At 61.2% G+C, this 26,432-nt stretch carries 29 protein-coding genes; 19 read left to right on the forward strand and 10 right to left on the reverse strand.

Features of this window, described 5'->3' with window-relative positions; all coding sequences use genetic code 11:
- Positions 1–124 precede the first annotated feature (124 nt).
- A complete protein-coding gene (locus tag M5B96_RS00290) occupies positions 125–1,471 on the reverse strand; it encodes a spinster family MFS transporter (RefSeq protein ID WP_248794530.1) in 1,347 nt (448 codons plus the stop codon).
- A 265-nt stretch (positions 1,472–1,736) separates the two neighbouring features.
- Here M5B96_RS00290 and M5B96_RS00295 point away from each other — a divergent pair, with 265 nt between their 5' ends.
- On the forward strand, positions 1,737–2,105 hold the full coding sequence (locus M5B96_RS00295) for a YkgJ family cysteine cluster protein (RefSeq protein WP_248794531.1): 369 nt from the start codon (positions 1,737–1,739) through the stop codon (positions 2,103–2,105).
- 353 nt (positions 2,106–2,458) lie between these two features.
- Entirely contained in the window at positions 2,459–4,633 is a 2,175-nt protein-coding gene (locus M5B96_RS00300; protein WP_248794532.1) for a hypothetical protein, read from the forward strand.
- 189 nt (positions 4,634–4,822) lie between these two features.
- Here the strand turns inward: M5B96_RS00300 and M5B96_RS00305 are convergent, their stop codons facing one another.
- Entirely contained in the window at positions 4,823–5,128 is a 306-nt protein-coding gene (locus M5B96_RS00305) for a DUF2288 domain-containing protein (RefSeq protein ID WP_248794533.1), read from the reverse strand.
- A 361-nt stretch (positions 5,129–5,489) separates the two neighbouring features.
- On the opposite strand from M5B96_RS00305, the gene M5B96_RS00310 reads away from it, so the two are divergent.
- The 10 genes from M5B96_RS00310 to M5B96_RS00355 all read left to right on the forward strand — a co-directional run bounded on the left by M5B96_RS00310 (position 5,490) and on the right by M5B96_RS00355 (position 13,204).
- A complete protein-coding gene (locus M5B96_RS00310; protein WP_248794534.1) occupies positions 5,490–6,608 on the forward strand; it encodes a branched-chain amino acid ABC transporter substrate-binding protein in 1,119 nt (372 codons plus the stop codon).
- 45 nt (positions 6,609–6,653) lie between these two features.
- The gene (locus M5B96_RS00315; protein WP_248794535.1) at positions 6,654–6,836 is read left to right on the forward strand and encodes a hypothetical protein; all 183 of its coding nucleotides are present in this window, start codon (positions 6,654–6,656) and stop codon (positions 6,834–6,836) included.
- Positions 6,836–7,759, forward strand: coding sequence for a high-affinity branched-chain amino acid ABC transporter permease LivH (livH, locus tag M5B96_RS00320; protein WP_248794536.1), 924 nt, complete (start codon positions 6,836–6,838; stop codon positions 7,757–7,759). The genes M5B96_RS00315 and livH overlap by 1 nt, the downstream gene beginning before the upstream one ends.
- Positions 7,756–9,009, forward strand: coding sequence for a high-affinity branched-chain amino acid ABC transporter permease LivM (locus M5B96_RS00325; RefSeq protein WP_248794537.1), 1,254 nt, complete (start codon positions 7,756–7,758; stop codon positions 9,007–9,009). Before livH ends, M5B96_RS00325 begins: the two co-directional genes overlap by 4 nt.
- On the forward strand, positions 9,006–9,773 hold the full coding sequence (livG, locus tag M5B96_RS00330; protein WP_103496315.1) for a high-affinity branched-chain amino acid ABC transporter ATP-binding protein LivG: 768 nt from the start codon (positions 9,006–9,008) through the stop codon (positions 9,771–9,773). Before M5B96_RS00325 ends, livG begins: the two co-directional genes overlap by 4 nt.
- Positions 9,774–10,475 carry an ABC transporter ATP-binding protein gene (locus M5B96_RS00335; RefSeq protein WP_248794538.1) on the forward strand — a complete coding sequence of 234 codons (702 nt, stop codon included), beginning with the start codon at positions 9,774–9,776 and terminating at the stop codon, positions 10,473–10,475. It abuts the gene before it with no gap.
- A 216-nt stretch (positions 10,476–10,691) separates the two neighbouring features.
- Entirely contained in the window at positions 10,692–11,000 is a 309-nt protein-coding gene (locus M5B96_RS00340) for a DUF2282 domain-containing protein (RefSeq protein ID WP_248794539.1), read from the forward strand.
- A gap of 46 nt (positions 11,001–11,046) precedes the next feature.
- On the forward strand, positions 11,047–11,931 hold the full coding sequence (locus M5B96_RS00345) for a DUF692 domain-containing protein (protein ID WP_248794540.1): 885 nt from the start codon (positions 11,047–11,049) through the stop codon (positions 11,929–11,931).
- The gene (locus M5B96_RS00350) at positions 11,928–12,704 is read left to right on the forward strand and encodes a DNA-binding domain-containing protein (RefSeq protein ID WP_248794541.1); all 777 of its coding nucleotides are present in this window, start codon (positions 11,928–11,930) and stop codon (positions 12,702–12,704) included. The genes M5B96_RS00345 and M5B96_RS00350 overlap by 4 nt, the downstream gene beginning before the upstream one ends.
- Positions 12,701–13,204, forward strand: a complete 504-nt coding sequence (locus tag M5B96_RS00355) for a DoxX family protein (RefSeq protein WP_248794542.1) — start codon at positions 12,701–12,703, stop codon at positions 13,202–13,204. Before M5B96_RS00350 ends, M5B96_RS00355 begins: the two co-directional genes overlap by 4 nt.
- A 150-nt stretch (positions 13,205–13,354) precedes the next feature.
- Here M5B96_RS00355 and M5B96_RS00360 read toward each other — a convergent pair whose 3' ends face one another.
- A complete protein-coding gene (locus M5B96_RS00360) occupies positions 13,355–14,263 on the reverse strand; it encodes a LysR family transcriptional regulator (RefSeq protein ID WP_248794543.1) in 909 nt (302 codons plus the stop codon).
- Between the two features lie 104 nt (positions 14,264–14,367).
- Here M5B96_RS00360 and M5B96_RS00365 point away from each other — a divergent pair, with 104 nt between their 5' ends.
- The 4 genes from M5B96_RS00365 to tsaA all read left to right on the forward strand — a co-directional run bounded on the left by M5B96_RS00365 (position 14,368) and on the right by tsaA (position 18,296).
- Positions 14,368–14,967: a short chain dehydrogenase gene (locus M5B96_RS00365; RefSeq protein ID WP_248794544.1), complete on the forward strand. Its 600-nt coding sequence runs from the start codon at positions 14,368–14,370 to the stop codon at positions 14,965–14,967.
- 229 nt (positions 14,968–15,196) lie between these two features.
- On the forward strand, positions 15,197–15,868 hold the full coding sequence (locus M5B96_RS00370; protein WP_248794951.1) for a COG3650 family protein: 672 nt from the start codon (positions 15,197–15,199) through the stop codon (positions 15,866–15,868).
- Positions 15,869–15,976: 108 nt separating this feature from the next.
- Positions 15,977–17,590 (forward strand): NAD(P)/FAD-dependent oxidoreductase, encoded by a 1,614-nt coding sequence (locus tag M5B96_RS00375; RefSeq protein ID WP_248794545.1) that lies wholly within the window; start codon positions 15,977–15,979, stop codon positions 17,588–17,590.
- A 10-nt stretch (positions 17,591–17,600) separates the two neighbouring features.
- A complete protein-coding gene (gene tsaA, locus M5B96_RS00380) occupies positions 17,601–18,296 on the forward strand; it encodes a tRNA (N6-threonylcarbamoyladenosine(37)-N6)-methyltransferase TrmO (protein WP_248794546.1) in 696 nt (231 codons plus the stop codon).
- 212 nt (positions 18,297–18,508) lie between these two features.
- Here tsaA and fpr read toward each other — a convergent pair whose 3' ends face one another.
- Positions 18,509–19,288, reverse strand: coding sequence for a ferredoxin-NADP reductase (fpr, locus tag M5B96_RS00385; RefSeq protein WP_047526369.1), 780 nt, complete (start codon positions 19,286–19,288; stop codon positions 18,509–18,511).
- A 122-nt stretch (positions 19,289–19,410) separates the two neighbouring features.
- Between fpr and M5B96_RS00390 the strand changes: the two genes are divergently transcribed.
- Positions 19,411–20,337: a LysR family transcriptional regulator gene (locus M5B96_RS00390; protein ID WP_248794547.1), complete on the forward strand. Its 927-nt coding sequence runs from the start codon at positions 19,411–19,413 to the stop codon at positions 20,335–20,337.
- On the opposite strand, the gene M5B96_RS00395 is transcribed toward M5B96_RS00390, so the two are convergent.
- The 3 genes from M5B96_RS00395 to M5B96_RS00405 all read right to left on the reverse strand — a co-directional run bounded on the left by M5B96_RS00395 (position 20,334) and on the right by M5B96_RS00405 (position 22,187).
- Positions 20,334–20,699: a diacylglycerol kinase gene (locus M5B96_RS00395; RefSeq protein ID WP_248794548.1), complete on the reverse strand. Its 366-nt coding sequence runs from the start codon at positions 20,697–20,699 to the stop codon at positions 20,334–20,336. The genes M5B96_RS00390 and M5B96_RS00395 overlap by 4 nt on opposite strands.
- A 73-nt stretch (positions 20,700–20,772) precedes the next feature.
- Entirely contained in the window at positions 20,773–21,423 is a 651-nt protein-coding gene (gene erdR / locus M5B96_RS00400; RefSeq protein WP_248794549.1) for a response regulator transcription factor ErdR, read from the reverse strand.
- A 53-nt stretch (positions 21,424–21,476) separates the two neighbouring features.
- On the reverse strand, positions 21,477–22,187 hold the full coding sequence (locus M5B96_RS00405) for a tRNA-uridine aminocarboxypropyltransferase (RefSeq protein WP_248794550.1): 711 nt from the start codon (positions 22,185–22,187) through the stop codon (positions 21,477–21,479).
- A 228-nt stretch (positions 22,188–22,415) separates the two neighbouring features.
- Here M5B96_RS00405 and M5B96_RS00410 point away from each other — a divergent pair, with 228 nt between their 5' ends.
- Both M5B96_RS00410 and M5B96_RS00415 read left to right on the forward strand, forming a co-directional pair.
- Positions 22,416–22,841: a PA3611 family quorum-sensing-regulated virulence factor gene (locus tag M5B96_RS00410; protein WP_248794551.1), complete on the forward strand. Its 426-nt coding sequence runs from the start codon at positions 22,416–22,418 to the stop codon at positions 22,839–22,841.
- A 239-nt stretch (positions 22,842–23,080) separates the two neighbouring features.
- Positions 23,081–24,196 carry an LOG family protein gene (locus M5B96_RS00415; protein ID WP_248794552.1) on the forward strand — a complete coding sequence of 372 codons (1,116 nt, stop codon included), beginning with the start codon at positions 23,081–23,083 and terminating at the stop codon, positions 24,194–24,196.
- A 13-nt stretch (positions 24,197–24,209) separates the two neighbouring features.
- Here the strand turns inward: M5B96_RS00415 and recX are convergent, their stop codons facing one another.
- The 3 genes from recX to M5B96_RS00430 all read right to left on the reverse strand — a co-directional run bounded on the left by recX (position 24,210) and on the right by M5B96_RS00430 (position 26,334).
- Positions 24,210–24,677: a recombination regulator RecX gene (recX, locus tag M5B96_RS00420; RefSeq protein WP_103499725.1), complete on the reverse strand. Its 468-nt coding sequence runs from the start codon at positions 24,675–24,677 to the stop codon at positions 24,210–24,212.
- Between the two features lie 8 nt (positions 24,678–24,685).
- Entirely contained in the window at positions 24,686–25,750 is a 1,065-nt protein-coding gene (recA, locus tag M5B96_RS00425) for a recombinase RecA (protein ID WP_103499726.1), read from the reverse strand.
- 83 nt (positions 25,751–25,833) lie between these two features.
- Positions 25,834–26,334: a CinA family protein gene (locus M5B96_RS00430; RefSeq protein WP_248794553.1), complete on the reverse strand. Its 501-nt coding sequence runs from the start codon at positions 26,332–26,334 to the stop codon at positions 25,834–25,836.
- Positions 26,335–26,432 lie beyond the last annotated feature (98 nt).

Raw genomic sequence — 26,432 nt, forward strand, 5'->3', positions numbered from 1 at the left:
CGGCGTGCTCGAGGGCTCTTTCGCGGGCAAGCTCCGCTCCCACAGTTTTATGCCGTACACAAAATAGAAGAACGCCCCCAATACTGTGGGAGCGGAGCTTGCCCGCGAAGCAGGCGACTCGGCCTCAAGCGGTCACAGGCGCCGCACCCGGCGCATCCGCCGCCATCCCCTCGCGCATGCGCTGCGCATCCTTGCTGAAACAGCGCGCCGCCTGGAACAGGAACGCCAACGTCAACAACAAGGCGCCCGGGATCAGGTACATCGCATCATGCAGACCGACGGCCTTGAACGCCTCGCTCATCTGCTCGGCCCCCGCCGCCAGCATCGCCGCATGGGCGAAATGATCGGACAGCAGACCGACCACCACCGGCCCCAAGCCACCACCCAATAAATACAAGCCGGCAAAATACACGGCCATCGCCGTCGCCCGCAGCCGCGGTTCGACCACATCCTGAATCGCCGTATAAACACAGGTGTAGAAGTTGTAGGCAAACAGCCAACCGACACTGAACACCACGACAAACAGCCCAATCTCGATCCGCCCGGCATGCAGTGCCCAGGCCGTGGTCAACGTCGAGATCACCAGGCTCACCGCGGCGAACAACAGTCGACCATTGGCGATGCGCTGGTGCAGCTTGTCCGCAACCCAGCCCCCCAGCGTCAACCCCAGCAGCCCGGTGACCCCGACAATAAAGCCGGTCGCCACCGCCGCTTCCTGCAACGGCATGAGGAAATAACGCTGCAGCATCGGCACCAGGAACGAGTTGCAGGCATAGGTGGCAAAGTTGAAGGTCAGCCCCGCCAGCACCAACCAGAGAAACGTCGGGATCGCCATCAGCCGACGCACCGGCCGGTCAATCCGCTCCTGCGACACCCTCACCGTTTCCGCCGCGCCGCGCTTCGGCTCCTTGATAAGGAACATGAAACCCGCCAGCAGCAGCCCTGGCACCGCCGCGATAAAGAACGGCGCGCGCCAGCTGTCGAAGGCCTTGACCATGGCGCCGGTGGTAAAGAACGCCAGTACCAGCCCCAGCGGCAAGCCAAGCATGAAGATCCCCATGGCCCGCGCCCGACGGTGCGCCGGGAACAGATCGCCGATCAGCGAGTTGGCCGCCGGCGCATAAGCGGCCTCACCGATGCCCACGCCCATGCGCACCAGCAGGAAGGTCGCGAAACTGCCCACCAGGCCGTTCGCCGCCGTCAACCCACTCCAGACTGCCAGGCCCCAGCCCATCAGCTTGCTGCGCGAGCCGTTGTCGGCCAGTCGTCCCAACGGCAGGCCGGCAATGGCATAGACAATGGTGAAGGCGGTGCCGATGATGCCGATCTGGAAGTCGCTCAGGTGCCACTCCATGCGGATCGGCTCGATAATGATCGCCGGCAGGGTGCGGTCGTAGAAATTGAAGAGGTTGGCGAGGAACAACAGGAACAGAATGCGCCAGGCATTCGCCGCTTGGGTCGAGTTCTGCATGGGGTCCGTCTCTTTTATTGTTATAGGGGCTGGCCCGCCAGACGCGTTGAGCCCGGAACCTTCAATCTAGTGAGCGGCGCCCGGACTGTCTGCCACCATTCGTGACGCTGATACCCGGCAATGCCCTGCGCGCCCTGCCCCGGGGCCCGATCACCACGATGCCGGGGCTCCGGTGACGGTCAGGCAAAAAAATACCTTCCAAAGCCCGGGCCGAAGCCTAGAATAGTCGCCGATCACCTCCTCCCCACTTTCTCCGTGACCTTCCATGCCCGACGCTAATCCGTGTCTGAATTGTGGTGCCTGCTGTGCGTATTTCCGCGTGTCTTTCTATTGGGGAGAATGTGCCTCGGCCGGTGGCCTGGTGCCCGACGAACTGGTCACCCAGGTCAGTCCCAACCACGTGGCCATGCTCGGCACCGAACGCCGCGCCCCGCGCTGCACGGCCCTGGAGGGTGAAGTCGGCCAGCAGGTCAGTTGCTCGATCTACCATCAGCGTTCGAGCACCTGCCGGGAGTTCGAGGCTTCATGGGTCGACAGTGTACACAACGAGCACTGCGACAAGGCGCGCGCCGCTTTCGGGCTGCCGCCCCTTGAGCCGGAACCGGCCGAGCTCTTGGTACCAATCGCTATTTAGATCATTGGCAAATAATCGGCATCATTCTGCCGTGAGCCCTTGCAGCCTGGGCTGAACCTCTATACTCCAACGCGTTGCTCGGTGCCGCGTCAACTCAACCAGCGCCGGCAATTCCCCAGCACCGCGTTCCATCCGCTGGTAGTACAAAATTCATAAAAAGTTCCCCGCCAATTAAAGAACGCCATTTTTTGGCCGATCCATCTGTAAGACAAACAAGGATCCCCCCTAGGGCAGCCTAGGGATAAACCCTATCGCTCAGGCCAATATCGCGAGGTACAGTCGCGATCTCTCACTCCGTGATGGCGCGTTGATATCCTTTCGACCGCCGAACCAGACCAGGCAAATGGCGCACAATGACCTCTAAAAATACTCCAGCCAACGTAGTATCCGATCTAACGTTGCCCCCGGTCGCGGAAAAAACCTACAAGGCCTATTCCACTCCCCGGCCGCTGTCGACTCAGCAGTATCTGTACTTCACCGAAACCAACACCGACCGCATCCTCGACAACCTCGACGGCCTGCGCGACATGGTATTCCCCCGTTCAGCCCATACCGAAGGTGAAAGTGAGGCGCGTCGCGACCAGGAATTCCCCTCGGTGTGCCTGATCGGCCTGGGTCGTTGCGGTTCGAACATTGCGCTGGACGTCGCGGAACTGGTGTACAACGCGCGTAAGTTCTACCTCAACGAGTTCAACAACGACGACAAGGTCAGCGACAAGGGCTACCGTCCCGCGCAGTGGATTCGCAACAACCTGCGCCTGGTGCAGAACAAATCGGCCAAGCCGGTGTTCCTGGTGGAACCGCTGGTGATGCTCGGCGACCTGGACAAGGACATCGCCGGGCGCATCCGTTTCTCGCGCAAGGGCGAAAAAAGCGGCTTTATCCGCGACTACAGCAAGATGAAGATCATGGACCTGTCGGAAGTCCATGCCGGTGGTGCGGGCAACGCGCCGATCCTCGGCCAGTACCTGGCCAAGATCATCCTGAACAAGGACACCCAGCGCTTCTCCAGCCCCGACTGGAAGATGATCCACTCGTACCTGATCGACTCCTGCGGGATCAAGGCCAACCAGTCGCGCCTGTACTTCTCGATCTTCAGCGCCGGTGGCGGTACCGGTTCGGGCATGGCCTCGGAGTTCGGCCTGGCCCAGCAATATTCCTACATGAACAAGACCTTCGATACCAAGCCGGCCGACGAGCACGACAGCAAGAGCGGCCACTCCTTCGTCTTCGAGCCGATCTTCACCAGCGGTATCTGCGTACTGCCGAACATTTCCGATCACCGCAGTGAAATGTCCGAAGCACTGCACATCAACGCCGGCCGCCTGCTCTGTAAGTACCTGTCCGAAGAATGGGATTTCTCGTACAACTTCGACAATGACGACAGCAGCGAAGCCAGCGTCATGGGCCGCATTCGCCCGTGGAACGCGATGATGCTGATCTCCAACGACATCATGCGCTATGCCGAAGAAAGCGATGACGGCAACATCCAGAACATCGATGTCAATGCCATGGAGAAGCACGCCAACCAGTACATCTCCCAGCAGATCTTCAACATCCTCACCGCCCAGGCGGTGACCACCGACTACGACCAGAACTATTTCCGACGGGCCGGCATCGACATCGGCGAGACCATTCGCCTGGATGCCAACGACCTGTTCATGAGCCTGGCCGGTCCGGTGGCCATTGCCTATGCTGAATCCGTGGTACCGGAACAGCCGACGCCAACCGGCGACAAGTTCAAAGTGTTCGAGAAAGAGCCCCAGCGGCTGAACATCGACGACCTGTTCTTCCGTTCCATCGACCTGCCGCACTTCAACAAGGTGACCCAGGCGATCGAAGGCATCAGCCTGCTGCCGATCGAGTCCAAGCGCTATCGCGCAGCCCTCGACCAGTACAAGACCTCGGGCTACGACGCGGCGGCGCTGCACGACCTGCATTTCTTCAAGAACTGCTCGTCGGTGGTCTCGATCGTTTCCCTGCCCAAGGATTACAAACTGTCCTATATGGACCTGAACCGGCTCAAGACCCACCTCAACAGCCTGTTCCCCAACACTACGCTCAAGCGCTACGCCCTGGTGATCGGCGCCTCGGCGAACCTGTCGCTGACCACCCTGATCGCCAAGAGCCCGTGCCTGTCGGACGACTTCCTGACGCTGATCGTGGCCTTTATCAAGCGCTGCTTCGCGCGCAACCCGTACCGTTTCGACGATACGCTGGACAACTCGATGCTGGACTTCATCACCCGTGACGAGTTCGATGAAGACAGCCTCGACGAGTTGCTCAACGAATTCGAAAACCCGGCGAAGATCCTCGACACCAACTGGTACGCGATCAAGCCGATGTACGAGAAGAAGTACCGCGAGCTGATCAACGACAAGGAAAAGTTCGTCTCGATCAACGATATCCGTCTGTCCCGCGACTGCGTGAAGAAGGCCATCAAGTACCTGCGTGAGATCTACCGTCACCGCATCGGCAAGACCAAGGTCATTTCGCTGAACAACCACACCGGCAAGACCGAGTACTGAGCATGATCTTGTGGGAGCCGGCGAGCCGGCTCCCACAGTACGGCATCGTATTCGAGAAAATCCGCAATGCCCGGAAGACTGTAGATTTTCTCTACGGGCAAACTGCCATTACTGCGCAACGCAGTTACGGACCTACACACCGCTAGGCTATAAACGCACAAGGCTTATGCACAATCACAGTGCATTGAATTATTTTGTTGCCCTTTCCTGGATCATCACCCAAGGCGAAACCACCACCGCCCACAGCTCCGGATCGCGTTCGAAAAGATCCAGCGCCCGCGATTCAGACACCTTGGCGAGCTCCCCGCTGTCCAGCCACGCGCTGACTTTCGCGGCCTGGTTCTCGGCTACGGCCTCGGCGGCGGCGATCAGATCCAGTGCCGGTTCGACCCACAATAGGGCACCCCGGGCAAAGAACGGCTGCAGCTCTTCCCAGCGAATAGATGCGGTTTCACCAAGCAGCTTGGCATAGAGGGTGCTAGGTTCTTGAATCATGGGGGTCCACCTGAGAAAAAATCGGCGCAATGATAACGTCGAGACTCGCGTGGAAACACCCAGATGAAACTGAAGGGGTGATCGAGGGGATGGAAGGCGCCAGGGATTGCAGCTGAAAGCCAGCAACATCCAGATAAAAATCTGCATGACAATCTGCCGCTATTCTGTCTTTTTCTTTCACTTAAGCGACATTTCTCGATTTTGCCTCCGGCTGCCCGCTATCCAATCGATGAGGGCGCACACTAAACTGTATCGGTACAGTTGCCGGGGCAAGAACCGGGATATCGGCGTTGAATCTGACCCGGTCCCACAGCCTCGGCCGTAGGACTCTAAAAACTACAACAGCAAGAGTGGAGCACTAATGACTAAGCAGATTTCCAAACTGTTCGCCGCTATGGTTCTGGCCGGTATTGCCAGCCATTCTTTCGCTGCAGACACCATCAAGATCGGCATCGCCGGCCCGAAAACCGGTCCTGTGACCCAGTACGGTGACATGCAGTTCATGGGCGCGAAAATGGCCATCGAACAGATCAACGCCAAGGGCGGCGTCGACGGCAAGATGCTCGAGGCCAAGGAATACGACGATGCCTGCGACCCTAAACAGGCCGTAGCCGTGGCCAACAAAGTGGTCAACGACGGCGTCAAGTTCGTAGTCGGTCACCTCTGCTCCAGCTCTACCCAGCCGGCTTCGGATATCTACGAAGACGAAGGCGTGATCATGATCACTCCGGCCGCCACCAGCCCGGAAATCACCGCTCGCGGCTACAAGATGGTGTTCCGTACCATCGGCCTGGACAGCGCCCAGGGCCCTGCCGCCGGTAACTACATCGCCGATCACGTCAAACCGAAGATCGTTGCTGTCCTGCACGACAAGCAGCAATACGGTGAAGGCATCGCCACCGCAGTCAAGCAGACCCTCGAGAAGAAAGGCGTGAAGGTTGCCGTCTTCGAAGGCCTGAACGCCGGCGACAAGGACTTCTCCTCGATCATCCAGAAACTCAAGCAAGCCAACGTCGACTTCGTCTACTACGGCGGCTACCACCCGGAACTGGGCCTGATCCTGCGTCAGTCCAAGGAAAAAGGCCTGAACGCCAAGTTCATGGGTCCGGAAGGCGTCGGCAACGACTCCATCTCGCAGATCGCCCAGGACGCTTCCGAAGGTCTGCTGGTGACCCTGCCGAAGTCCTTCGACCAGGATCCGGCCAACAAGGCCCTGGTGGATGCCTTCACTGCCAAGAAAGAGGACCCGACCGGTCCATTCGTGTTCCCGGCCTACTCGGCTGTGGAAGTCATCGCCGAAGGCATCAAGGCCGCGAAGAGCGAAGACACCGCCAAGGTGGCAGCCGCCATCCACGCCGGTACCTTCAAGACTCCGACCGGCGACCTCAGCTTCGACGCGAAGGGCGACCTGAAGGACTTCAAGTTCGTGGTCTACCAATGGCACTTCGGCAAACCGAAAACCGAAGCATCCCCTCAGTAAGTCAGGCCTGACCGGTCAATAAGCCCACTGTGCAAGCAGTGGGCTTTGTTTTACGAGGTTTATGAGCCCGACACCCGCGATCCGGGAGCTGGCTCACCTGAAAATCTTAAAACCGTCACCAGCGGTTCGCTGGCAAACGCTCGTGCCGACGTGGCCACAGACCACGGCACCGGGCCGGAACATGACTCCACCAGTGAAATGCGTATCGGGTTTTTAGGAGCGCTGTAATGCCTGAGATCTATCACTTCTTCCAACAGCTGGTTAATGGTCTGACCATTGGCAGCACCTATGCCTTGATTGCCATTGGCTACACAATGGTTTACGGCATTATTGGAATGATCAACTTCGCCCATGGCGAGGTATACATGATTGGTTCCTACGTGGCCTTCATTGCCCTTGCCGGGCTGGCCATGCTAGGTATCCATTCACTGCCGCTGTTGATGACCGCCGCGTTCGTCGCGACGATCGTCGTGACCAGTGCCTATGGCTACAGTATCGAGCGCGTTGCCTACCGTCCCTTGCGTGGCAGCAACCGCCTGATCCCGCTGATTTCAGCTATCGGCATGTCGATTTTCCTACAGAACACTGTACTGCTGTCCCAGGACTCGAAGGACAAGTCCATCCCCAACCTGATCCCGGGGAGTTTCTCCTTCGGTCCAGGCGGCGCAGAGGAAGTGCTGATTTCCTACATGCAGATCCTGGTATTCGTCGTCACCCTGGTGGCCATGACCGGGCTGACGCTGTTCATCTCCCGTTCACGCCTGGGCCGCGCCTGTCGCGCCTGCGCCGAAGACATCAAGATGGCCAACCTGCTGGGCATCAACACCAATAACATCATCGCCCTGACCTTCGTCATCGGCGCCGCCCTCGCGGCGGTGGCGGCCGTGCTGCTGAGCATGCAATACGGCGTGATCAACCCCAACGCCGGCTTCCTGGTGGGCCTGAAAGCCTTTACCGCGGCAGTCCTGGGCGGCATCGGCAGTATTCCGGGCGCCATGCTCGGCGGGCTGGTGCTGGGGGTGGCCGAAGCCTTTGGCGCCGACATCTTCGGCGACCAGTACAAGGACGTGGTGGCATTCGGTCTTTTGGTTCTGGTGCTGTTGTTCCGGCCGACCGGCATCCTGGGCCGTCCGGAGGTTGAGAAAGTATGACTAGATATCTCAAATCGGCACTGTTCAGTGCCTTGCTGGTGTGGGCCGTGGCTTTCCCGGTGCTCGGGCTCAAGCTGAGCATCGTCGGGATCAACCTCGCAGTGGAGGGAACAGGTCCCGTCACCCTGGGCATCATCGCCCTGTGTTCGGTCCTGATGTTCCTGCGGGTGCTCTTCAGCCAGCAGTTCAACGCGCTGTTCAAGTCGTCCCGTGGCCCGCTGGTCTCGCCCAAGGTCGGCCAGTTCCTGACCCTGCCGCGCACCCAGCGCTGGATCATCATCGCACTGATCGTGACCGCCTTGATCTGGCCGTTCTTCGGCTCGCGCGGCGCGGTCGACATCGCCACCCTGATCCTGATCTACGTGCTGCTGGGCCTGGGCCTGAACATCGTGGTCGGCCTGGCCGGCCTGCTCGACCTGGGTTATGTCGGCTTCTACGCGGTAGGCGCCTACACCTACGCACTGCTGTCGCACTACTTCGGCCTGAGCTTCTGGATCTGCCTGCCGCTCGCCGGCCTGATGTCGGCCACCTTCGGCTTCCTGCTGGGCTTCCCGGTCCTGCGCTTGCGCGGTGACTACCTGGCCATCGTGACCCTGGGCTTCGGTGAGATCATCCGGCTGTTCCTGCGTAACCTCACCGACCTCACCGGCGGCCCCAACGGCATCAGCAACATCCCCAAGCCGACGTTCTTCGGGCTGTCGTTCGAACGTAGCGCCGCGGAAGGCATGCGGACCTTCCACGAGTTCTTCGGGCTGGAATACAACCCGGTGAGCAAGGTGGTGTTCCTGTACCTGGTGGCCCTGTTGCTGGCCTTGCTGGCGTTGTTCGTGATCAATCGCCTGCTGCGCATGCCTATCGGCCGTGCCTGGGAAGCGCTGCGCGAAGACGAAATCGCCTGCCGTGCATTGGGTCTGAATCCGACCGTAATCAAGCTCTCGGCCTTCACCCTGGGCGCCTGCTTCGCCGGTTTCGCCGGCAGCTTCTTCGCCGCTCGCCAAGGCCTGGTGACGCCGGAGTCGTTCACCTTCATCGAGTCGGCGATCATCCTCGCCATCGTCGTGCTGGGTGGCATGGGCTCGCAACTGGGGGTGATCCTCGCCGCCGTGGTGATGATCCTGCTGCCGGAGCTGATGCGCGACTTCAGCGAATACCGCATGTTGATGTTCGGCGCCCTGATGGTGCTGATGATGATCTGGCGTCCACAAGGTCTGCTGCCCATGCAACGTCCTCACATGGAGCTGCGTAAATGAGCCGTGAGATCCTGAAAGTAACCGACCTGAGCATGCGCTTCGGCGGCCTCCTGGCGGTCAATGGCGTGGCCCTGACCGTCCAGGAAAAACAAGTGGTGGCCTTGATCGGCCCGAACGGCGCCGGCAAGACCACGGTGTTCAACTGCCTGACCGGTTTCTACAAGCCGAGTGCCGGTAGCATCCTGCTCGACGGCCAGCCGATCCAGGGCCTGGCCGGCCATGAGATTGCCCGCAAGGGCGTGGTGCGGACCTTCCAGAACGTGCGTCTGTTCAAGGACATGACTGCGGTGGAAAACCTGCTGATCGCCCAGCACCGGCACCTGAACACCAACTTTCTCGCCGGCCTGTTCAAGACCCCGTCGTTCCGCAAGAGCGAACGTGAAGCCATGGAATACGCCGAGTACTGGCTGGACAAGGTCAACCTGACCGAGTTCGCCAACCGCCCGGCGGGCACCCTGGCCTATGGTCAGCAACGGCGCCTGGAAATCGCCCGCTGCATGATGACCCGTCCGCGGATCCTCATGCTCGACGAGCCCGCGGCCGGCCTGAACCCGCGGGAGACCGACGACCTCAAGGCGCTGATCAGTGTGCTGCGAGAAGAGCACAACGTCACGGTGCTGCTGATCGAGCACGACATGAAGCTGGTCATGAGCATTTCCGACCATATCGTCGTGATCAACCAGGGCACACCGTTGGCCGACGGCACGCCACAACAGATCCGCGACAATCCCGATGTGATCAAAGCCTACCTGGGGGAAGCGTAAATGCTGCAATTCGAAAACGTTTCCACCTTCTACGGCAAGATCCAGGCCCTGCACAGCGTCAATGTGGAAGTTCGCCAGGGTGAAATCGTCACCCTGATCGGCGCCAACGGCGCAGGCAAATCGACCCTGCTGATGACCTTGTGCGGTTCACCGCAGGCCCATAGCGGCAGCATCCGCTACATGGGCGAGGAACTGGTGGGCCAGGAGTCTTCGCAGATCATGCGCAAGAGCATCGCGGTGGTGCCGGAAGGCCGTCGGGTGTTCTCCCGCCTGACCGTGGAAGAGAACCTTTCAATGGGTGGCTTTTTCACCGACAAGGGCGATTACCAGGAGCAGATGGACAAGGTCCTCGGACTGTTTCCACGTCTCAAGGAACGTTTCAACCAGCGCGGCGGCACGATGTCCGGCGGTGAACAGCAGATGCTCGCCATTGGCCGGGCGCTGATGAGCAAGCCGAAACTCTTGCTGCTCGACGAACCGTCCCTGGGCCTGGCGCCGATCATCATCCAGCAGATCTTCGATATCATCGAACAGCTGCGCAAGGACGGTGTGACGGTGTTCCTGGTGGAACAGAACGCCAACCAGGCGCTGAAAATCGCCGACCGGGCCTACGTGCTGGAAAACGGCCGGGTGGTGATGGAGGGCAGCGGCAACGACCTGCTGACCGATCCGAAAGTACGTGAGGCGTATCTGGGCGGTTGATGCCCCGGCGAAACCCGCAAAGCCCCGATTTATCGGGGCTTTTCTTTGACCGTGAAACATCGGGAAAGCCTGGCCGGGTACCGTGACGAAAAATAATCGATTATTTTGGCCGCAAGGCTGTAACAACCACTGGCCCCGGGGCTCAAGTAAAGCAAGAAAGCAATGCAACCCAACCAACCCCTGCTTTCATCATTGAAGACACATCGGAGATCGACCATGAGCACTTCCACCACCCGCGCCCTGTCCGCCGCCACCCTCGCCCTGGCCCTGGGTTCTGCCCTGAGCATGGCGGCATTGCCGATGAGCGCCCACGCCGCCGACAGCATGGAAAAATGCTTCGGCGTCGCCATGGCCGGCAAAAACGATTGCGCCGCAGGTGCCGGCACCACCTGTGCAGGCACTTCGACCAAGGATTACCAGGCAAACTCCTGGAAGTCCGTGCCAAAAGGCACCTGCTTGAGCACGAAAAGCGAGACCTCGCCCACCGGCAAGGGTCAGCTGGAAGCCTTCACCCCCAAGGCCTGATCAACCAGAGCCCTGCCACCCGTCAGCCTGAGCGCCGAAGATGCCCATGTCACTGCAACCTCCCCCTCTTCACCGCGCTCAGGCCCTCGGGCCCGGGCTCCCGCCCCGTGCAGGGCTGGGGCTCAAGACCGAACATTTCCAGACGATACTCGAAACCTGCCCCGACCTCGGTTTCTTCGAGGTCCACGCCGAAAACTATATGGTCGCCGGCGGGCCGTTTCATCATTACCTGGGTTTGATCCGCGAACGGTATCCGCTGTCGTTGCACGGCGTCGGTTTGTCCATTGGTGCCGAAGGCCCATTGGACAGCGAACACCTCAAGCGCCTGGCGACACTGATCGAGCGCTATCAACCCCAATCCTTTTCCGAACACCTGGCCTGGTCGACCCACGGCCCGGTGTTTCTCAACGATCTGCTGCCGCTGGCCTACGACCAGGCCACCTTGCAGCGGGTCTGCGAGCATGTCGACCAGGTGCAAAGCACCTTGAAGCGTCCAATGCTGCTGGAGAACCCAGCGACTTACCTGCAATTCCAGTGCTCGACCCTGGATGAGGCGGACTTCATCAGTGAAATCATCCGCCGCACCGGTTGCGGGCTGCTGCTGGACGTGAACAACGTCTATGTTTCCAGTATCAACCACCAGCGTGATCCGCTGGCCTACATCGAGGCCCTGCCGCTGCGCGCCGTGGGCGAAATCCACCTGGCCGGCTTTGCCGAAGATGCCGACAACCTCGGTGACCGCCTGCTGATCGACGATCACGGTGCGCCGGTCGATCAGGCGGTCTGGGCGTTGTATCGCCAGGTCCTGGCGAAAATCGGCCCGGTCGCCACGCTGATCGAACGCGACAATCAAGTGCCTGCCTTCGCGGTCCTTCACGCCGAAGCCGAGCAGGCCCAACACCTCCTGCAGCAAGCCGGGGAGCGACCATGAGCGATCAAGCCAGCTTCAGCGCCGCCCTGCTCGACACCGAGCAACCCTGCCCGCCCGGTCTATGCAGCGCCAACGGGGCCGACCCGGCCAGTCGTTTCGCGGTGTATCGCAACAATGTCCAGAGCTCGCTGATCAATGCCCTGGCGGACAGCTATCCGGTGGTCATGGCTCTGGTCGGCGAGGAATTCTTCCGCGCCATGGCCGGCCTGTATGTCCAGCACTTCCCGCCGGTCAGCCCGATCCTCAACGAGTACGGCCGGGACTTCGGCGGTTTTATCCAGGGCTTCGCCCCGGCGGCGAACGTGCCTTACCTGGCCGACGTGGCCCGGCTCGAGCGCTTGCGGATCAATGCCTATCACGCTGCCGATGCGCCCCCGCTGAGCCCGGAACAGATTGGCGCTCACCTGGCTGACCCCGAGGCCCTCGGCCGCCTGCAGGTTCGCCTGCACCCCAGCCTCGCCGTACTCAATTCGGCCCATGCCGTCGTGTCGTTATGGAGCGCCCATCAAGGTGAAGGCCAGCTGGAACAGGTCGACCCAACACAGGGCGAGGCCGCGCTGGTCCTGCGCCGGCACTGGCAGGTCGAGGTATTCAGGATCGATTTCGGTACCCTGATGTTTATCCAGAGCCTGCAAAACCACTGTCCGCTGGAACTGGCGATAGCCTATGCCTGTGACGCCAGCGCGGCATTCGAGCCGAGCCATGCCCTGGCCCTGTTGATTCGCTACAGCGCCATCATCCACCTGCACCCAGAAGAAAAGGCCCGTCCATGAACACTCATACTGAATCGCAGAACCCCATCGCGCGCCTGATAGGGCGAATCATCCAGCTCTTCGAGATGATCCCCTACAGCCTGATCGCCTTTATCGCACGGTTCTCCATCGCCGCGGTGTTCTGGAAATCCGGTCAGACCAAGGTCGAGGGCTTTGCCGTGGACCTGATCTCCGGCACTTTCGATATCGGCCTGCCGCGCCTGGCGGACTCCACCGTCCCGTTGTTCGCCAGTGAGTACAAGGTGCCGCTGCTGTCGCCGGAAATTGCCGCCCATCTGTCGGCGTTTGGCGAACACTTTTTCCCGATACTGATCCTACTGGGGTTCGCCACGCGCTTCTCGGCGCTGGGGCTGTTCGGCATGACCTTGACCATCCAGCTGTTCGTCTACCCGGGCGCCTACCCGACCCATGGCACCTGGATGGCAATCCTGTTGCTGTTGATGGCCAAGGGACCGGGTGTGTTCTCCATCGATCACCTGATCGCCAAGCGTTATCGCTGATCGGTTGCGCCCCTCGTCAATCAAGGCCTGACGCGGTCCTTGGAGCCGGCTTGCTGGCGATGGCTTCCAGACAGACAGCATAAGGCTCAAGGGCCTCATCGCTGGCAAGCCAGGCTCCACAAGGGTTCGCGGCACTTTCAAGATTGGAACCTACAGCCGCTCCAGCGCCTCGCCGCTACGCATGAACCAGCCGATCAGATAGTCCGCCAGCACCTGCGTACGGCGCGGCAGGCCACCCTGGTAAGGGTGCACCAGGTACAACGGCATATCGCGGGTGCGGTAGTCGCGCAACAACCAGCGCAGGCGACCATCGGCCAGCTCCGCGGGCAGGACGTAGGACGGCAGGCGGGCGATACCGGCCCCCACCAGCGCCGCTTTCTTCAGCAGGTTGTAGTGATTGCTGGCGAAGGGGCCGCCCACCCGCACCCGCAGCAGCTCATGCTGCCGGTGGTATTGCCATTCCTCGCGACCACCGTAATGGCTGTTGAGCAGGCAACGATGATTGGCCAAGTCCTGGGGCGTGCGCGGCTCACCGTAACGTTCCAGATAAGCCGGACTGGCACAGGTCAGCTCGTTCATCACCAGCAATGGCCGCGCCACCAGCCGTTCGTCACTACCGACCTCGGTACGAATGGCCAGGTCGAAGCCTTCCCGGGCCAGATCGCGGAAACCATTGTTCAGGTCCAGTTCGATCTGCACATCGGGATAATCCCGGGAAAACTCCAGCAGCAGGCCGTCAAAGAAGGTTTCCCCCAGGGACACCGGCACCGTCATGCGCACGGGCCCGGCGATATCGTCCTTGAGCCGGGCCAGGGCCTGATGCGCCCGCTCCACTTGCACCACCAGCGCCTGGGCCTGGGGCAACAAAGCCGCACCGGCGGCGGTGAGACTCAGGCGCCGCGTCGTGCGGTGCAACAACACCACGGCAAACTGTGCCTCCAATTGGCTGATACGCTTGGACAATTGTCCCTTGCTGCAGCCCAATTGCTGGGCGGCCAGGGTAAAGCTGCCGGCCTCTACCAGCACCGCAAAGGCCGCCAGATCATCCATCTCACTCATGAATTGTTTCCAAAAGAAAACCAAAGGTTGCCTATTAGTGCGCTTATCAATGGAAAAATCCACTCTAGACTGAAGGTTCAATCACCCACCGGAGGAACCGCAGCATGAAAATCCTATTGATTGGCGCCCATGGCACCATCGGCTCGGCCGTGGCAGACGAACTGGGCCAGCGTCACCAGATCGTCAAGATCGGCCGCAGCAGCGGTGACCTGCATGTGGACATCAGCGACAGCGCGTCGATTCGCAAGCTGTTCGAACAGACCGGCAAGTTCGATGCACTGGTCTGCGCCGCCGGCAACGTGAACTTCGTGCCCTTGGCCGACATGAGCGAAAAGGACTTTGTCCTTGGTCTGCAGGACAAGTTGATGGGCCAGGTCAATCTGGTGCTGATCGGTCGTGAGTATGCCAACGATGGCGCCTCGTTCACCCTGACCAGCGGTATTCTGAACCGCGACCCGATCCGCAGCGGCGCCTCGGCCAGCCTGGTCAACGGCGCCATCGACGGCTTCGTCAAGGCCGCCGCCATCGAGCTGCCACGCGGTCTGCGGGTCAACTCCGTCAGCCCGAACGTGCTGGTGGAAGCCATGGGCAGCTATGCCCCCTACTTCCGCGGATTCAAGCCGGTGCCAGCGGCGGATGTGGCATTGGCCTACGCCAAGAGCGTGGAAGGTTTGCAAACCGGTCAGACCTATTACGTCGGTTGAATGCCCACGAGTTTTTTTGTCGGCCTTCAGGGGCCTTTCGCGAGCAAGCTCTGCTCCCACAGATTCTCGGTCGTACACCGACTTGAGGTTCGACGCGAACGACTGTGGGAGCGGAGCTTGCCCGCGAAGAGGCCCCCAAAGGCTCGTGCAAAACGTGGAGACTGGCGCCAAGGCTTGTGCAGCTCTCCCGGCCTGAGTAACGTGGCGGCACTTGCCAGGAGACCCCATGATGCGCGCCGCCCGTTCCTTGATGATTTTCGCCTTGCCGCTGTTCGCCGCCGGCTGCCAGATGCTTGCGCCAGCCACCTCGCAGCCCACGGCGGGCCTGAGCCGGATGCAAGGCGAACTCGCCAGCGTCGATGGCAAGCTGATGTTCCAGCCCTGCCAGGAACAACGCCGTTTTGTCGTCAGCGACAGCGGCAACACCAGCGTCCTGCAGCAAGCCGCCAGCCTCTCCGGCCCATCGGGCAAGCTGTTCGCCGACCTGCGTGGGCGCTTCTCCTCCAGCCCGGCCAATGCTGGCGACGGCCAGTTGGACCTGCAGCAGTACTATCGCCTGGAACGCGGCACCGGCAGTTGCAACGAACCCGACTTCAAATTCCAGACCGTGATCGCCAGCGGCCACGGCCCGGACTGGAGCCTGAAGGTCGGCGGCAACGGCATGATCCTGCAACGCGAAAACCAGCCGCCCCTGGCCTTGCCCTACCTGGAAGAACAACTGGGTGACGGGCGCTTCAGCCTGAGCAGCGAAGCCAATTCGCAGCGCATCGAGCTGTGGGTCGCGCCGCAGTCCTGCGTCGACAGCAGCACCGGCAGCGTCCGTCACCTGAGCGCCGAACTGCGGGTCAACGGCCAGGTCCAGCGCGGCTGCGGCTATTTCGGCGGCGCCCGCAACGACTGATTCGACGAGCTGCTGTTTTAGCCTCACGGAATCCGGCCGTTGGGGCTTATAATCACCGGTTTGATGTAAAGCCGGCGCGCCCGCGTGGCCCGCACACTGGACCCTGTCATGTTACGAATCACCGAACTCAAGCTGCCGATCGACCATCCCGACGAAGACCTGCGCCCGGCCATCGTCCAGCGCCTGGGCATCGCCAGCGATGACCTGCTCGATTTCACCTTGTTCAAGCGCAGCTACGACGCCCGCAAGAAATCCTCCGAACTCTGCTTCATCTATACCATCGACCTCTGCGCCCGTGGCGAAGAGGCCCTGCTGAAAAAGTTCGCCGAGGACCGCAACGTCAACCCGGCTCCGGATGTCAGCTACAAGGTGGTCGGCCAGGCGCCCGCGGACCTGACGGAACGTCCCGTGGTCGTGGGCTTCGGCCCCTGCGGGATCTTCGCCGGGCTGTTGCTGGCGCAGATGGGCTTCAAGCCGATCATCCTCGAACGCGGCAAGGAAGTGCGCGAACGCACCAAGGACACCTGGGGCCTGTGGCGCAAAGGCGTGCTCAACCCCGAATCCAACGTGCAGTTCGGCGAAGGCGGCGCCGGGACCTTCTCCGACGGCAAGCTCTACAGCCAGATCAAGGACCCGAACCACCACGGCCGCAAGGTTCTGCACGAGTTCGTCAAGGCCGGCGCGCCGGAAGAAATCCTCTACGTCAGCAAACCGCATATCGGCACCTTCCGCCTCACCGGCGTGGTAGAGAACATGCGCCGGCAGATCGAAGCCCTGGGCGGCGAAGTGCGCTTCCAGCAGCGGGTCACCGACGTGCTGATCGACGCCGGCCAATTGACCGGCGTGCAGCTCGACAGCGGCGAACAGATCCACTCCCGGCACGTGATCATGGCCCTCGGGCATAGCGCCCGCGACACCTTCCGTATGCTCCACGGCCGTGGCGTGTACCTGGAAGCCAAGCCGTTCTCGGTGGGTTTCCGTATCGAACACCCGCAATCGCTGATCGACCGGGCGCGCCTGGGCAAGTACGCCGGGCACCCGAAACTCGGCGCGGCCGACTACAAGCTGGTGCACCACGCCAAGAACGGCCGTTCGGTCTACAGCTTCTGCATGTGCCCGGGCGGCACCGTGGTAGCGGCGACTTCCGAACCGAACCGGGTAGTCACCAACGGCATGAGCCAGTACTCGCGCAATGAGCGCAACGCCAACTCCGGGATCGTTGTCGGCATCACCCCGGAAGTCGACTATCCGGGCGGTCCGCTGGCCGGTATCGAGCTGCAGGAGCGCCTGGAGTCCCACGCCTTCGTCCTCGGCGGCAGCAACTACGAAGCCCCGGCGCAACTGGTCGGCGACTTTATCGCCGGCAAGCCGTCCACCGCCCTCGGCAGTGTGGAGCCGTCCTACAAGCCAGGCGTGGCCCTCGGTGACTTGGCCCTGGCGCTGCCGGACTTCGCCATCGAAGCCATTCGTGAAGCCTTGCCGGCGTTCGAACGGCAGATCAAGGGTTATTCCCTGCATGACGCGGTGCTGACCGGGATTGAAACCCGCACCTCCTCGCCGCTGCGCATGACCCGTAACGAGTCGATGCAGAGCCTGAACGTCAAGGGCCTGTTCCCGGCGGGCGAAGGCGCCGGTTATGCCGGCGGGATCCTCTCGGCGGGTGTCGACGGCATTCGCATTGCCGAAGCCGTGGCCCGGGACATGCTGGGGCTCGGGGCCTGAGGGCCGGACCATGAGCTATAGCGTCTCGCCCATCGGTTTCGTGCGCTCCTGCTTCAAGGAGAAGTTCGCCATCCCGCGCCAGCCACAACTGGCGCCGGCCGCGCGCGGCGTACTGGAACTGGTCGCGCCGTTCAACCAGGGCGAGGCGGTGCAGGGGCTGGAACAGGTCAGCCATGTCTGGCTGCTGTTCCTGTTCCATCAGGCCCTGGAAGACAAGCCACGCTTGAAGGTGCGCCCGCCGCGCCTTGGCGGCAACCAGTCCATGGGGGTCTTCGCCACCCGGGCGACCCACCGGCCGAACGGTATCGGCCAGTCGGTGGTCAAGCTGGACCGGGTCGAGGCCCAGCGCCTGTGGATTTCCGGAATAGACCTGCTGGATGGCACGCCGATTCTCGATATCAAGCCGTACGTGCCCTACGCCGACATCATCCCTGGCGCCGTCAATGGCATCGCCAGCGCTGCGCCGGCACTGATTCCCGTGCTCTGGACGGACAACGCCCTGCAACAGGCTCATGAACATGCCCAGCGCCTGGCAGAACCCCTGGTCGAACTGATCGAGCAATGCCTGGCCCAGGACCCGCGTCCGGCCTACCAGGCGCCCAAACCCGAACGGGAATACGGCGCCCAGTTCTGGGACCTGGATGTGCGCTGGCATTACCCCGAAACCGGAACGATACGCGTACTGGAAGTGATCCCGGCCCGATAGAAACGCCAGAAACGCAAAAGCCCGCGCTGCCTTCTCAGACAACGCGGGCTTTTGCGTAACTCCGTGGCGAGGGGCTTGCCCCCGTTGGGGTGCGAAGCGCCCCTGAAAACCTGCAATCGCGGTCTATCAGAAACAACCAAGAGCATGGTTTACGACTGCTTCGCAGCCGAACGCGGGCAAGCCCGCTCGCCACGAAGTCGAATCAGACAGGCCTATTTCTCGACGAACGCACGCTCGATCAGGTAATCGCCCGGCTCGCGCATGCGCGGCGAAACCTTCAGGCCGAAGCTGTTGAGTACTTCGCTGGTCTCGTCGAGCATGCTCGGGCTGCCGCAGAGCATGGCACGGTCGTCCTGCGGGTTGATCGGTGGCAGGCCGATGTCGCGGAACAGCTTGCCGCTGCGCATCAGGTCGGTCAGCCGGCCTTCGTTCTCGAACGGCTCGCGGGTCACGGTGGGGTAGTAGATCAGCTTCTCACGCAGGGCTTCGCCGAAAAACTCGTTCTGCGGCAGATGCTCGGTGATGAACTCGCGGTAAGCCACTTCGTTGACGTAGCGCACGCCATGGCACAGGATCACCTTCTCGAAACGCTCATAGGTTTCCGGATCCTGGATCACGCTCATGAACGGCGCGAGGCCGGTACCGGTGCTGAGCAGGTACAAATGCTTGCCCGGCTTGAGGTCGTCAAGCACCAGGGTGCCGGTAGGCTTCTTGCTGATGATGATCTCGTCGCCTTCCTTCAGGTGCTGCAACTGGGAAGTCAGCGGACCGTCCGGCACCTTGATGCTGAAGAATTCGAGATGCTCTTCCCAATTCGGGCTGGCAATCGAATAAGCGCGCATCAGCGGTCGGCCGTTGGGCTGTTGCAGGCCGATCATCACGAACTGACCGTTTTCAAAGCGCAGGCCCGGGTCGCGGGTGCACTTGAAGCTGAACAGAGTGTCGTTCCAGTGGTGAACACTGAGGACACGCTCGTGATTCATGTTGCTCATTGGGATAGGGCTCCTGGAAATTTGGCCTGCGCCGTCAGTGAGCGCAATTGCATAGCATTCTAATGGCGGCGACAATATCTGTTAACTGAATTATCAAGATAAGGGTTATCGGTTATATAGATATGCGATTTACTCTCCGTCAACTTCAGGTCTTCGTCGCCGTCGCCCAGCAGGAAAGCGTGTCCCGGGCTGCCGGGCTGCTGGCCTTGTCACAATCCGCCGCGAGCACCTCGATCACCGAGCTGGAACGCCAGTCGAGCTGTCAATTGTTCGACCGCGCCGGCAAGCGCCTGAGCCTCAACGCCCTGGGCAAACAACTGTTGCCCCAGGCCGTGGCCCTGCTCGACCAAGCCAAGGAAATCGAGGACCTGCTCAACGGCAAGTCCGGCTTCGGTTCGCTGGCCGTGGGCGCCACCCTGACCATCGGCAACTACCTGGCAACCCTGCTGATCGGCAGCTTCATGCAGGCGCACCCGGAAAGCCAGGTCAAGCTCCATGTGCAGAACACTGCCAATATTGTGCAACAGGTCGCGCACTACGAAATTGACCTGGGTCTGATCGAAGGCGATTGCGGCCACCCGGACATCGAGGTGCAAACCTGGGTCGAGGACGAACTGGTGGTGTTCTGCGCCCCCCAGCATCCGCTGGCCCGGCGCGGCCAGGCGAGCCTGGAGGAACTGACCCATGAAGCCTGGATCCTGCGCGAACAGGGTTCCGGCACGCGCCTGACCTTCGACCAGGCGATGCGCCATCATCGCAGCGCGCTGAATATCCGCCTGGAACTGGAGCACACCGAGGCGATCAAGCGTGCGGTGGAGTCGGGCCTGGGGATCGGCTGCATTTCGCGCCTGGCCCTGCGCGATGCGTTCCGTCGGGGCAGCCTGGTGGCGCTGGAAACCCCGGACCTGGACCTGTCGCGACAGTTCTATTTCATCTGGCACAAGCAGAAATACCAGACCTCGGCCATGCGTGAGTTCCTTGAACTATGCCGCTCCTTCACTGCCGGGGTGCAGCGCAGCGACGAGATCGTCCTGCCGAATATTGCTTAAAGCAGAATCGCCGCCCAGACCAGGGCAATCATGCTCAGGGCCACGAATTGCGCGGCACTGCCCATGTCCTTGGCATTCTTGGACAAGGGATGACGATCGAGGGAGATACGGTCAATGGCCGCTTCGATCGCCGAATTGAGCAATTCGACGATCAACGCCAGCAAGCACACGGCCATCAACAACGCGCGCTCGACCCGGCTGACCTGGAAAAACAACGTCAGCGGAATCAATACCAGGTTGAGCCAGACCAGTTGGCGAAACGCCGCCTCGCCGCGAAAAGCCGCCCGCAGGCCATCGAAAGAGTAACCCGCGGCGTTGAGCATGCGTTTAAAACCGGTTTGACCTTTGAAAGGCGACGGCATAGGTAGGCAACTGCGCTAAATGGAGTAGGAAATCTAACCCAACCAGTATCAAACAAAGATGAAAGAGCCAGGGTTACTGGCTCGAAATTGACTCTAGTTGTTGCAACAGCAGCGCGGCCTGAGTTCGGGTGCGGACTCCCAGCTTACGAAAAATCGCCGTGACGTGGGCCTTGATGGTCGCCTCGGAAACGCTCAGCTCGTAGGCAATCTGTTTATTCAACAGACCTTCGCAGACCATGGTCAACACCCGGAACTGCTGGGGCGTCAAACTGGCCAGGCCAGCACTGGCGGCCTTGGCCTCGGCGGACACGCTGACCGCTTCGAACGCCTGCGGCGGCCACCAGACATCGCCTTCGAGGACACTGCGCACCGCTTGCTGGATCACTTCCAGGGAGCTCGACTTGGGGATGAAGCCGCTGGCACCGAACTCACGGGAGCGCACCATCACCGAAGCCTCCTCCTGGGCCGAGACCATCACCACCGGAATCTGCGGGTATTGCCCGCGCAGCAGCACCAGGCCGGAAAAGCCATAGGCACCCGGCATGTTCAGGTCCAACAGGACCAGGTCCCAGTCGGCTTTCTCGGTCAGGCGGGTTTCCAGCTCGGCAATGCTGGCCACCTCCACCAGTCGGACGTCGGGCCCCAGGCCCAGGGTCAGTGCCTGATGCAAGGCACTGCGAAACAGAGGATGGTCGTCGGCAATCAGGATTTCGTACATGGTCATTTTTCCAATGATCCTGTTTTATGCGTCAGGCTAGACGCTATGCGGCCACTAGATTACAGGAAAGTCTTCAGATGCTCGTGGGCTTCATCTGCAGTGTTGATCGGCAACTGAAACTTGGCACCCAGGTAATGCGCGGTAAACACATCCAGTAAAGCATCCAGCCCCTGGGCCGCGCGGCTATCCCCGGCCAGTTCCAGGCACAGGGCCGCGACTTCCGCGGTGCAGAAATGATCATCGCGCTTGGAACGACGCAGCTTGTAGCGGGACAACTGTTCCGATTCCAGGCTCAGCACCGGGAAACGCTCCAGGTAAGGGCTCTTGCGAAACATCTTGCGCGCCTCGGTCCAGGTCGCGTCCAACAGGATGAACAACGGGCGCTTGCCCGGCACCGACGGTACCTGTGTCACCACCCGTTCCGCCGCGACGAACTCCCCCGGGAACACGATAAACGGCTGCCACTGCGGGTCATCCAGCAAGGCCAGCAGCTGCGGATCGACTTCGGTCCGCGACCAACTGAAGGCGCTGGTGTCGGCGATCACATCGGCGATCAGCCAGCCGGTATTGCTCGGTTTCATCGGTTCGACGTCGTGCATCAGCAGGCACATGGCCGAATGCGACGCCACTCTCGGGCGCCAGGCGCACAGGCAATACTGTGGAATCACACGGCAGCCCGGGCAGCGCTCGGCGCGTGAGCCGCGCGCGACGAAAGGCGCTTTGGCACGGGCCAGGCGCTCGGCACGCAAGCGGGAGACGGCGTGGCTCATCGTGAAAGACACCGGCGGGAGGAAGGGCTGAACACGAACAATACGACTCGCAAGAGCAAAAGTGCGCGGAGTCTACCAGAGAGCCAGGCTGCGTTTGAGCCTTCATCCGTCGACATTTCCGTCAGCCTCACCCTAGTAGGGCCTACAGCTGCCCTCTATACTTCGCGACCACTGAACGCTCGCCCCGGTAACGGGTCGAAGCACCAGTTACCGAATCAGGAGAGTTGCATGCTGCGCCTTATCGTACCGTCCCTGGCCCTTTTGCTGGCCCTGCCCTTCAGTGCCCAGGCGGCGTCGCTGAAGGATTTCGAACTGAACAAGATGCTCAAGGACGTGGCCGAGCAGAGCAACGAAGGCCTGCCCCACGAACTCGACGAGAATATCCTCGATGTCGGCTACACCGTTGAGGGCAACGAACTGATCGACCACCTGAGCGTCCAGGCCGATTACGCACCGACCATGCGCGATAACGCCAAGGCGGTTTATCTGCAACTGGGGGCCAGCGTCTGCCGTAATGCCAACTACCGCAAGTTGATGGCCAAGGGTGCGGTGATGCGCTACGAGTTCACCGAGAACAAGAGCAACCGCCCTGTCACCTCCGCCCGGTTCGTGGAAAGCGACTGCCCGAAAGAAACACCAGCGAAGAAAAAGTAATCTTATCGCGTCGCGCGCCGCCGCTCATGATCGGCGCGCAGTTCCTCCCTCAGCGCCCGCGCAGCGCCTCTGACGAGCTGCTAAAGTCCTTTGCAAAAGGGCAATAAGCGGTTGCCAGCCATGACTTTATAGGCTCATCATCAAATCGACATGGCACGCATGCGACACATGCAGTGACGCGGCCTTGGCGAACTTTTCTTTCGGCCAAGCCAAGGGTTCCGTGCAGAAGGAGACGTTGAATGCCTTACGAACCGAATGACTTGCTGTCCCGTCATTTCCAGAGCAAAGGGATCGACCTCAGCCGGGTCGAAGAGCAACTTGAGCAGGTTGCGCCCAATAGTCCGAATCTTGAGCTTTACCGTGACATGATGCTGACCGTGCTGCGCATGGCCCAGGATGACCGCAACCGCTGGAATGCCAAGATCGTCCTGCAGACCCTGCGTGAACTGGAGAATGCCTTTCGCGTGCTCGACCAGTTCAAGGGCCGGCGCAAGGTCACCGTGTTCGGCTCGGCGCGAACGCCCGCCGAACACCCGCTCTACGCACAAGCCCGCGCGCTGGGAGCCGCGCTGGCCCAGTCCAACCTGATGGTCATTACCGGTGGCGGTGGCGGCATCATGGCCGCGGCCCACGAAGGTGCCGGCCTGGAACACAGCCTCGGGTTCAACATCACCCTGCCCTTCGAGCAACGTGCCAATGCAACCGTCAGCGGCACGCACAACCTGCTGTCCTTCCACTTCTTCTTCACCCGCAAGCTGTTCTTCGTCAAGGAGGCTGACGCACTGGTGCTCTGCCCGGGCGGCTTTGGCACCCTCGATGAAGCCCTGGAAGTACTGACGCTGATCCAGACCGGCAAGAGTCCGCTGGTTCCGGTGATTCTGCTGGATGCCCCGGGAGGCAATTTCTGGCAGGGCGCGCTGGACTTTATCCGCAATCAACTGGAGGCCCACCACTACATCCTGCCTGCCGACCTCAAGCTGATGCGCCTGGTCTACAGTGCCGACGAGGCCGTGGAAGAGATCAAGCAGTTCTACAGCAACTTCCACTCCAGCCGCTGGCTGAAGAAGCAGTTCGTGATCCGCATGAATCATCCGCTCAATGAGCACGCGATGGAGCAGATGCAAAAGGACTTTGCCGACCTGTGCCTCAGTGGATACTTCTATCAGGGCCCCTGCAGCGAACCGGAACACGATGAACCCCAGTTCAGTCACCTGACGCGCTTGTCGTTCGCCTTCACCGCTCGGGACCAGGGGCGCCTGCGGGAGCTGGTGGACTTTATCAACCGCTCGGAAAACTGGAGCAAGGCCAAGGTGCCGGCGCAGGAGCGCACCCGCGAGCCCATCAAGGCGACGTGATTACCACCCAGCCTCAGTCATCCAGCCCTCGGCCGCTGAACAGGCGGCCGATCATCTCCATGGAATAACCCCGATAACTCAGGAAGCGTCCCTGTTGGGCACGCTCACGGGCGTCGGTGGGCAAATGCCCGGCGAACTTTCGGCGCCAGGTGTCTTCCAGCTGGGCTTGCCAGTCGAAACCGCTTTCACGCAGGGCCAACTCGATATCGGCACGTTGCAGACCGCGTTGGCCCAGCTCTTCGCGAATACGCAAAGGGCCGTAGCCGGAACGGGCACGGTAGGACACGAAGCTTTCGAGGTAACGGGATTCGGACAGCAGCCCCTCTTCCGTCAAGCGGTCGAGTTCGGTGTCGATCATTTCAGGGGAGGCGCCGCGCTGACGCAGTTTACGCGTCAGCTCGACTCGACCGTGCTCGCGTCGCGCGAGCAGGTCCATGGCAGTGCGCCGTACGGCGACCGGGGTATCCAGTACGGCGGTCATCGTCTTACTCAGAGATCAGCGTCAGCCAGGTCGTCTTCGGTTGCGACGACAGCGGCCGCACCGGAGTTGGCCTTGGTGTCGACACCTGGAGTCAGCAGCTTGTCACGCAGTTGCTTCTCGAGGGTCGCGGCGATTTCCGGGTTGTCCGCCAGGAACTTGGCCGAGTTGGCCTTGCCTTGACCGATCTTGCTGCCGTTGTAGCTGTACCAGGCACCGGACTTCTCGACGAAACCGTGCAACACGCCCAGGTCGATCATCTCGCCGTTGAGGTAGATGCCCTTGCCGTAAAGGATCTGGAACTCGGCCTGACGGAACGGCGAAGCGACCTTGTTCTTCACGACCTTGACGCGGGTTTCGCTGCCGACCACTTCGTCGCCTTCCTTCACCGCGCCGGTACGGCGGATGTCCAGGCGTACCGAGGCGTAGAACTTCAGCGCGTTACCACCGGTGGTGGTTTCCGGGCTGCCGAACATCACGCCGATCTTCATGCGGATCTGGTTGATGAAGATCACCAGGCAGTTGGCGTTCTTGATGTTACCGGTGATCTTGCGCAGGGCCTGGGACATCAGACGGGCTTGCAGGCCGACGTGCATGTCGCCCATTTCGCCTTCGATTTCCGCTTTCGGCACCAGGGCGGCCACGGAGTCGACGATGATCACGTCCACCGCATTGGAGCGCACCAGCATGTCGGTGATTTCCAGGGCCTGTTCGCCGGTGTCCGGCTGGGATACCAGCAGGTCGTCGACATTCACGCCCAGCTTGCCGGCGTATTCAGGGTCCAGGGCGTGTTCGGCGTCGACGAAAGCGCAGGTTGCACCGGCTTTTTGCGCCTGGGCGATAACGGAAAGCGTCAGGGTGGTCTTACCCGAGGATTCCGGACCGTAGATCTCGACGATACGGCCTTTCGGCAGGCCGCCGATGCCCAGCGCAATGTCCAGGCCCAGGGAACCGGTGGAGATCGAAGGGATCGCCTGACGGTCATGATCGCCCATGCGCATTACGGCACCCTTGCCGAATTGACGTTCGATCTGACCCAAGGCCGCAGCCAAGGCTTTCTTCTTGTTGTCGTCCATTAAAGTCCTCACGTAATCAATAAGGCCTGACGGCCAACACCTGTATAAGTAGCCAGTATTATTCCACAGCGTTGGCGGATCGCCTACCCCTGATTTGCGATTTCTGCATCCGCCCGTCGTAACAGGCCTTCCAGCGCGGCCTGCACCGTCTGTCGACGGACGGCGTCGCGGTCGCCGGGGAAGTGCCGGAGTTCGGCGCTCACGTCGTCGCCACACCCCCAGGCCAGCCAGACGGTGCCTACCGGTTTCTCGGCAGAGCCGCCATCCGGCCCGGCCACGCCACTGACCGCCACGGCGAAGCGCGCGTTGCTGTGGGCCTGGGCGCCGCGGACCATGGCTTCGACCACTTCCCGGCTGACGGCGCCGACCTGGTCGAACAGGCTCTCGGGCACCTTCAACTGGAGGCTCTTCTGCCGGTTGGAGTAGGTGACATAGCCGGCTTCGAACCAGGCCGAGCTGCCGGGAATCCGGGTGATCGCCTCGGCGATGCCGCCGCCGGTACAGGACTCGGCGGTGGTGACATCGGTCTTGAGCGTCTGCAAGCGCTTGCCGAGTTCGGCGGCAAGCCGGGTGATTTCATCCATGTTCCTCTCCGGGTTAGGCAGCCCTCCGCACCTACCCTGTAGGCGGCGCAGGCCAATCTGTATTGGATCAAAATGAACACCCTACACGAGCAGATCAC

The sequence above is a fragment of the Pseudomonas sp. MWU13-2105 genome, assembly GCF_023242315.1.
Classification (GTDB): domain Bacteria; phylum Pseudomonadota; class Gammaproteobacteria; order Pseudomonadales; family Pseudomonadaceae; genus Aquipseudomonas.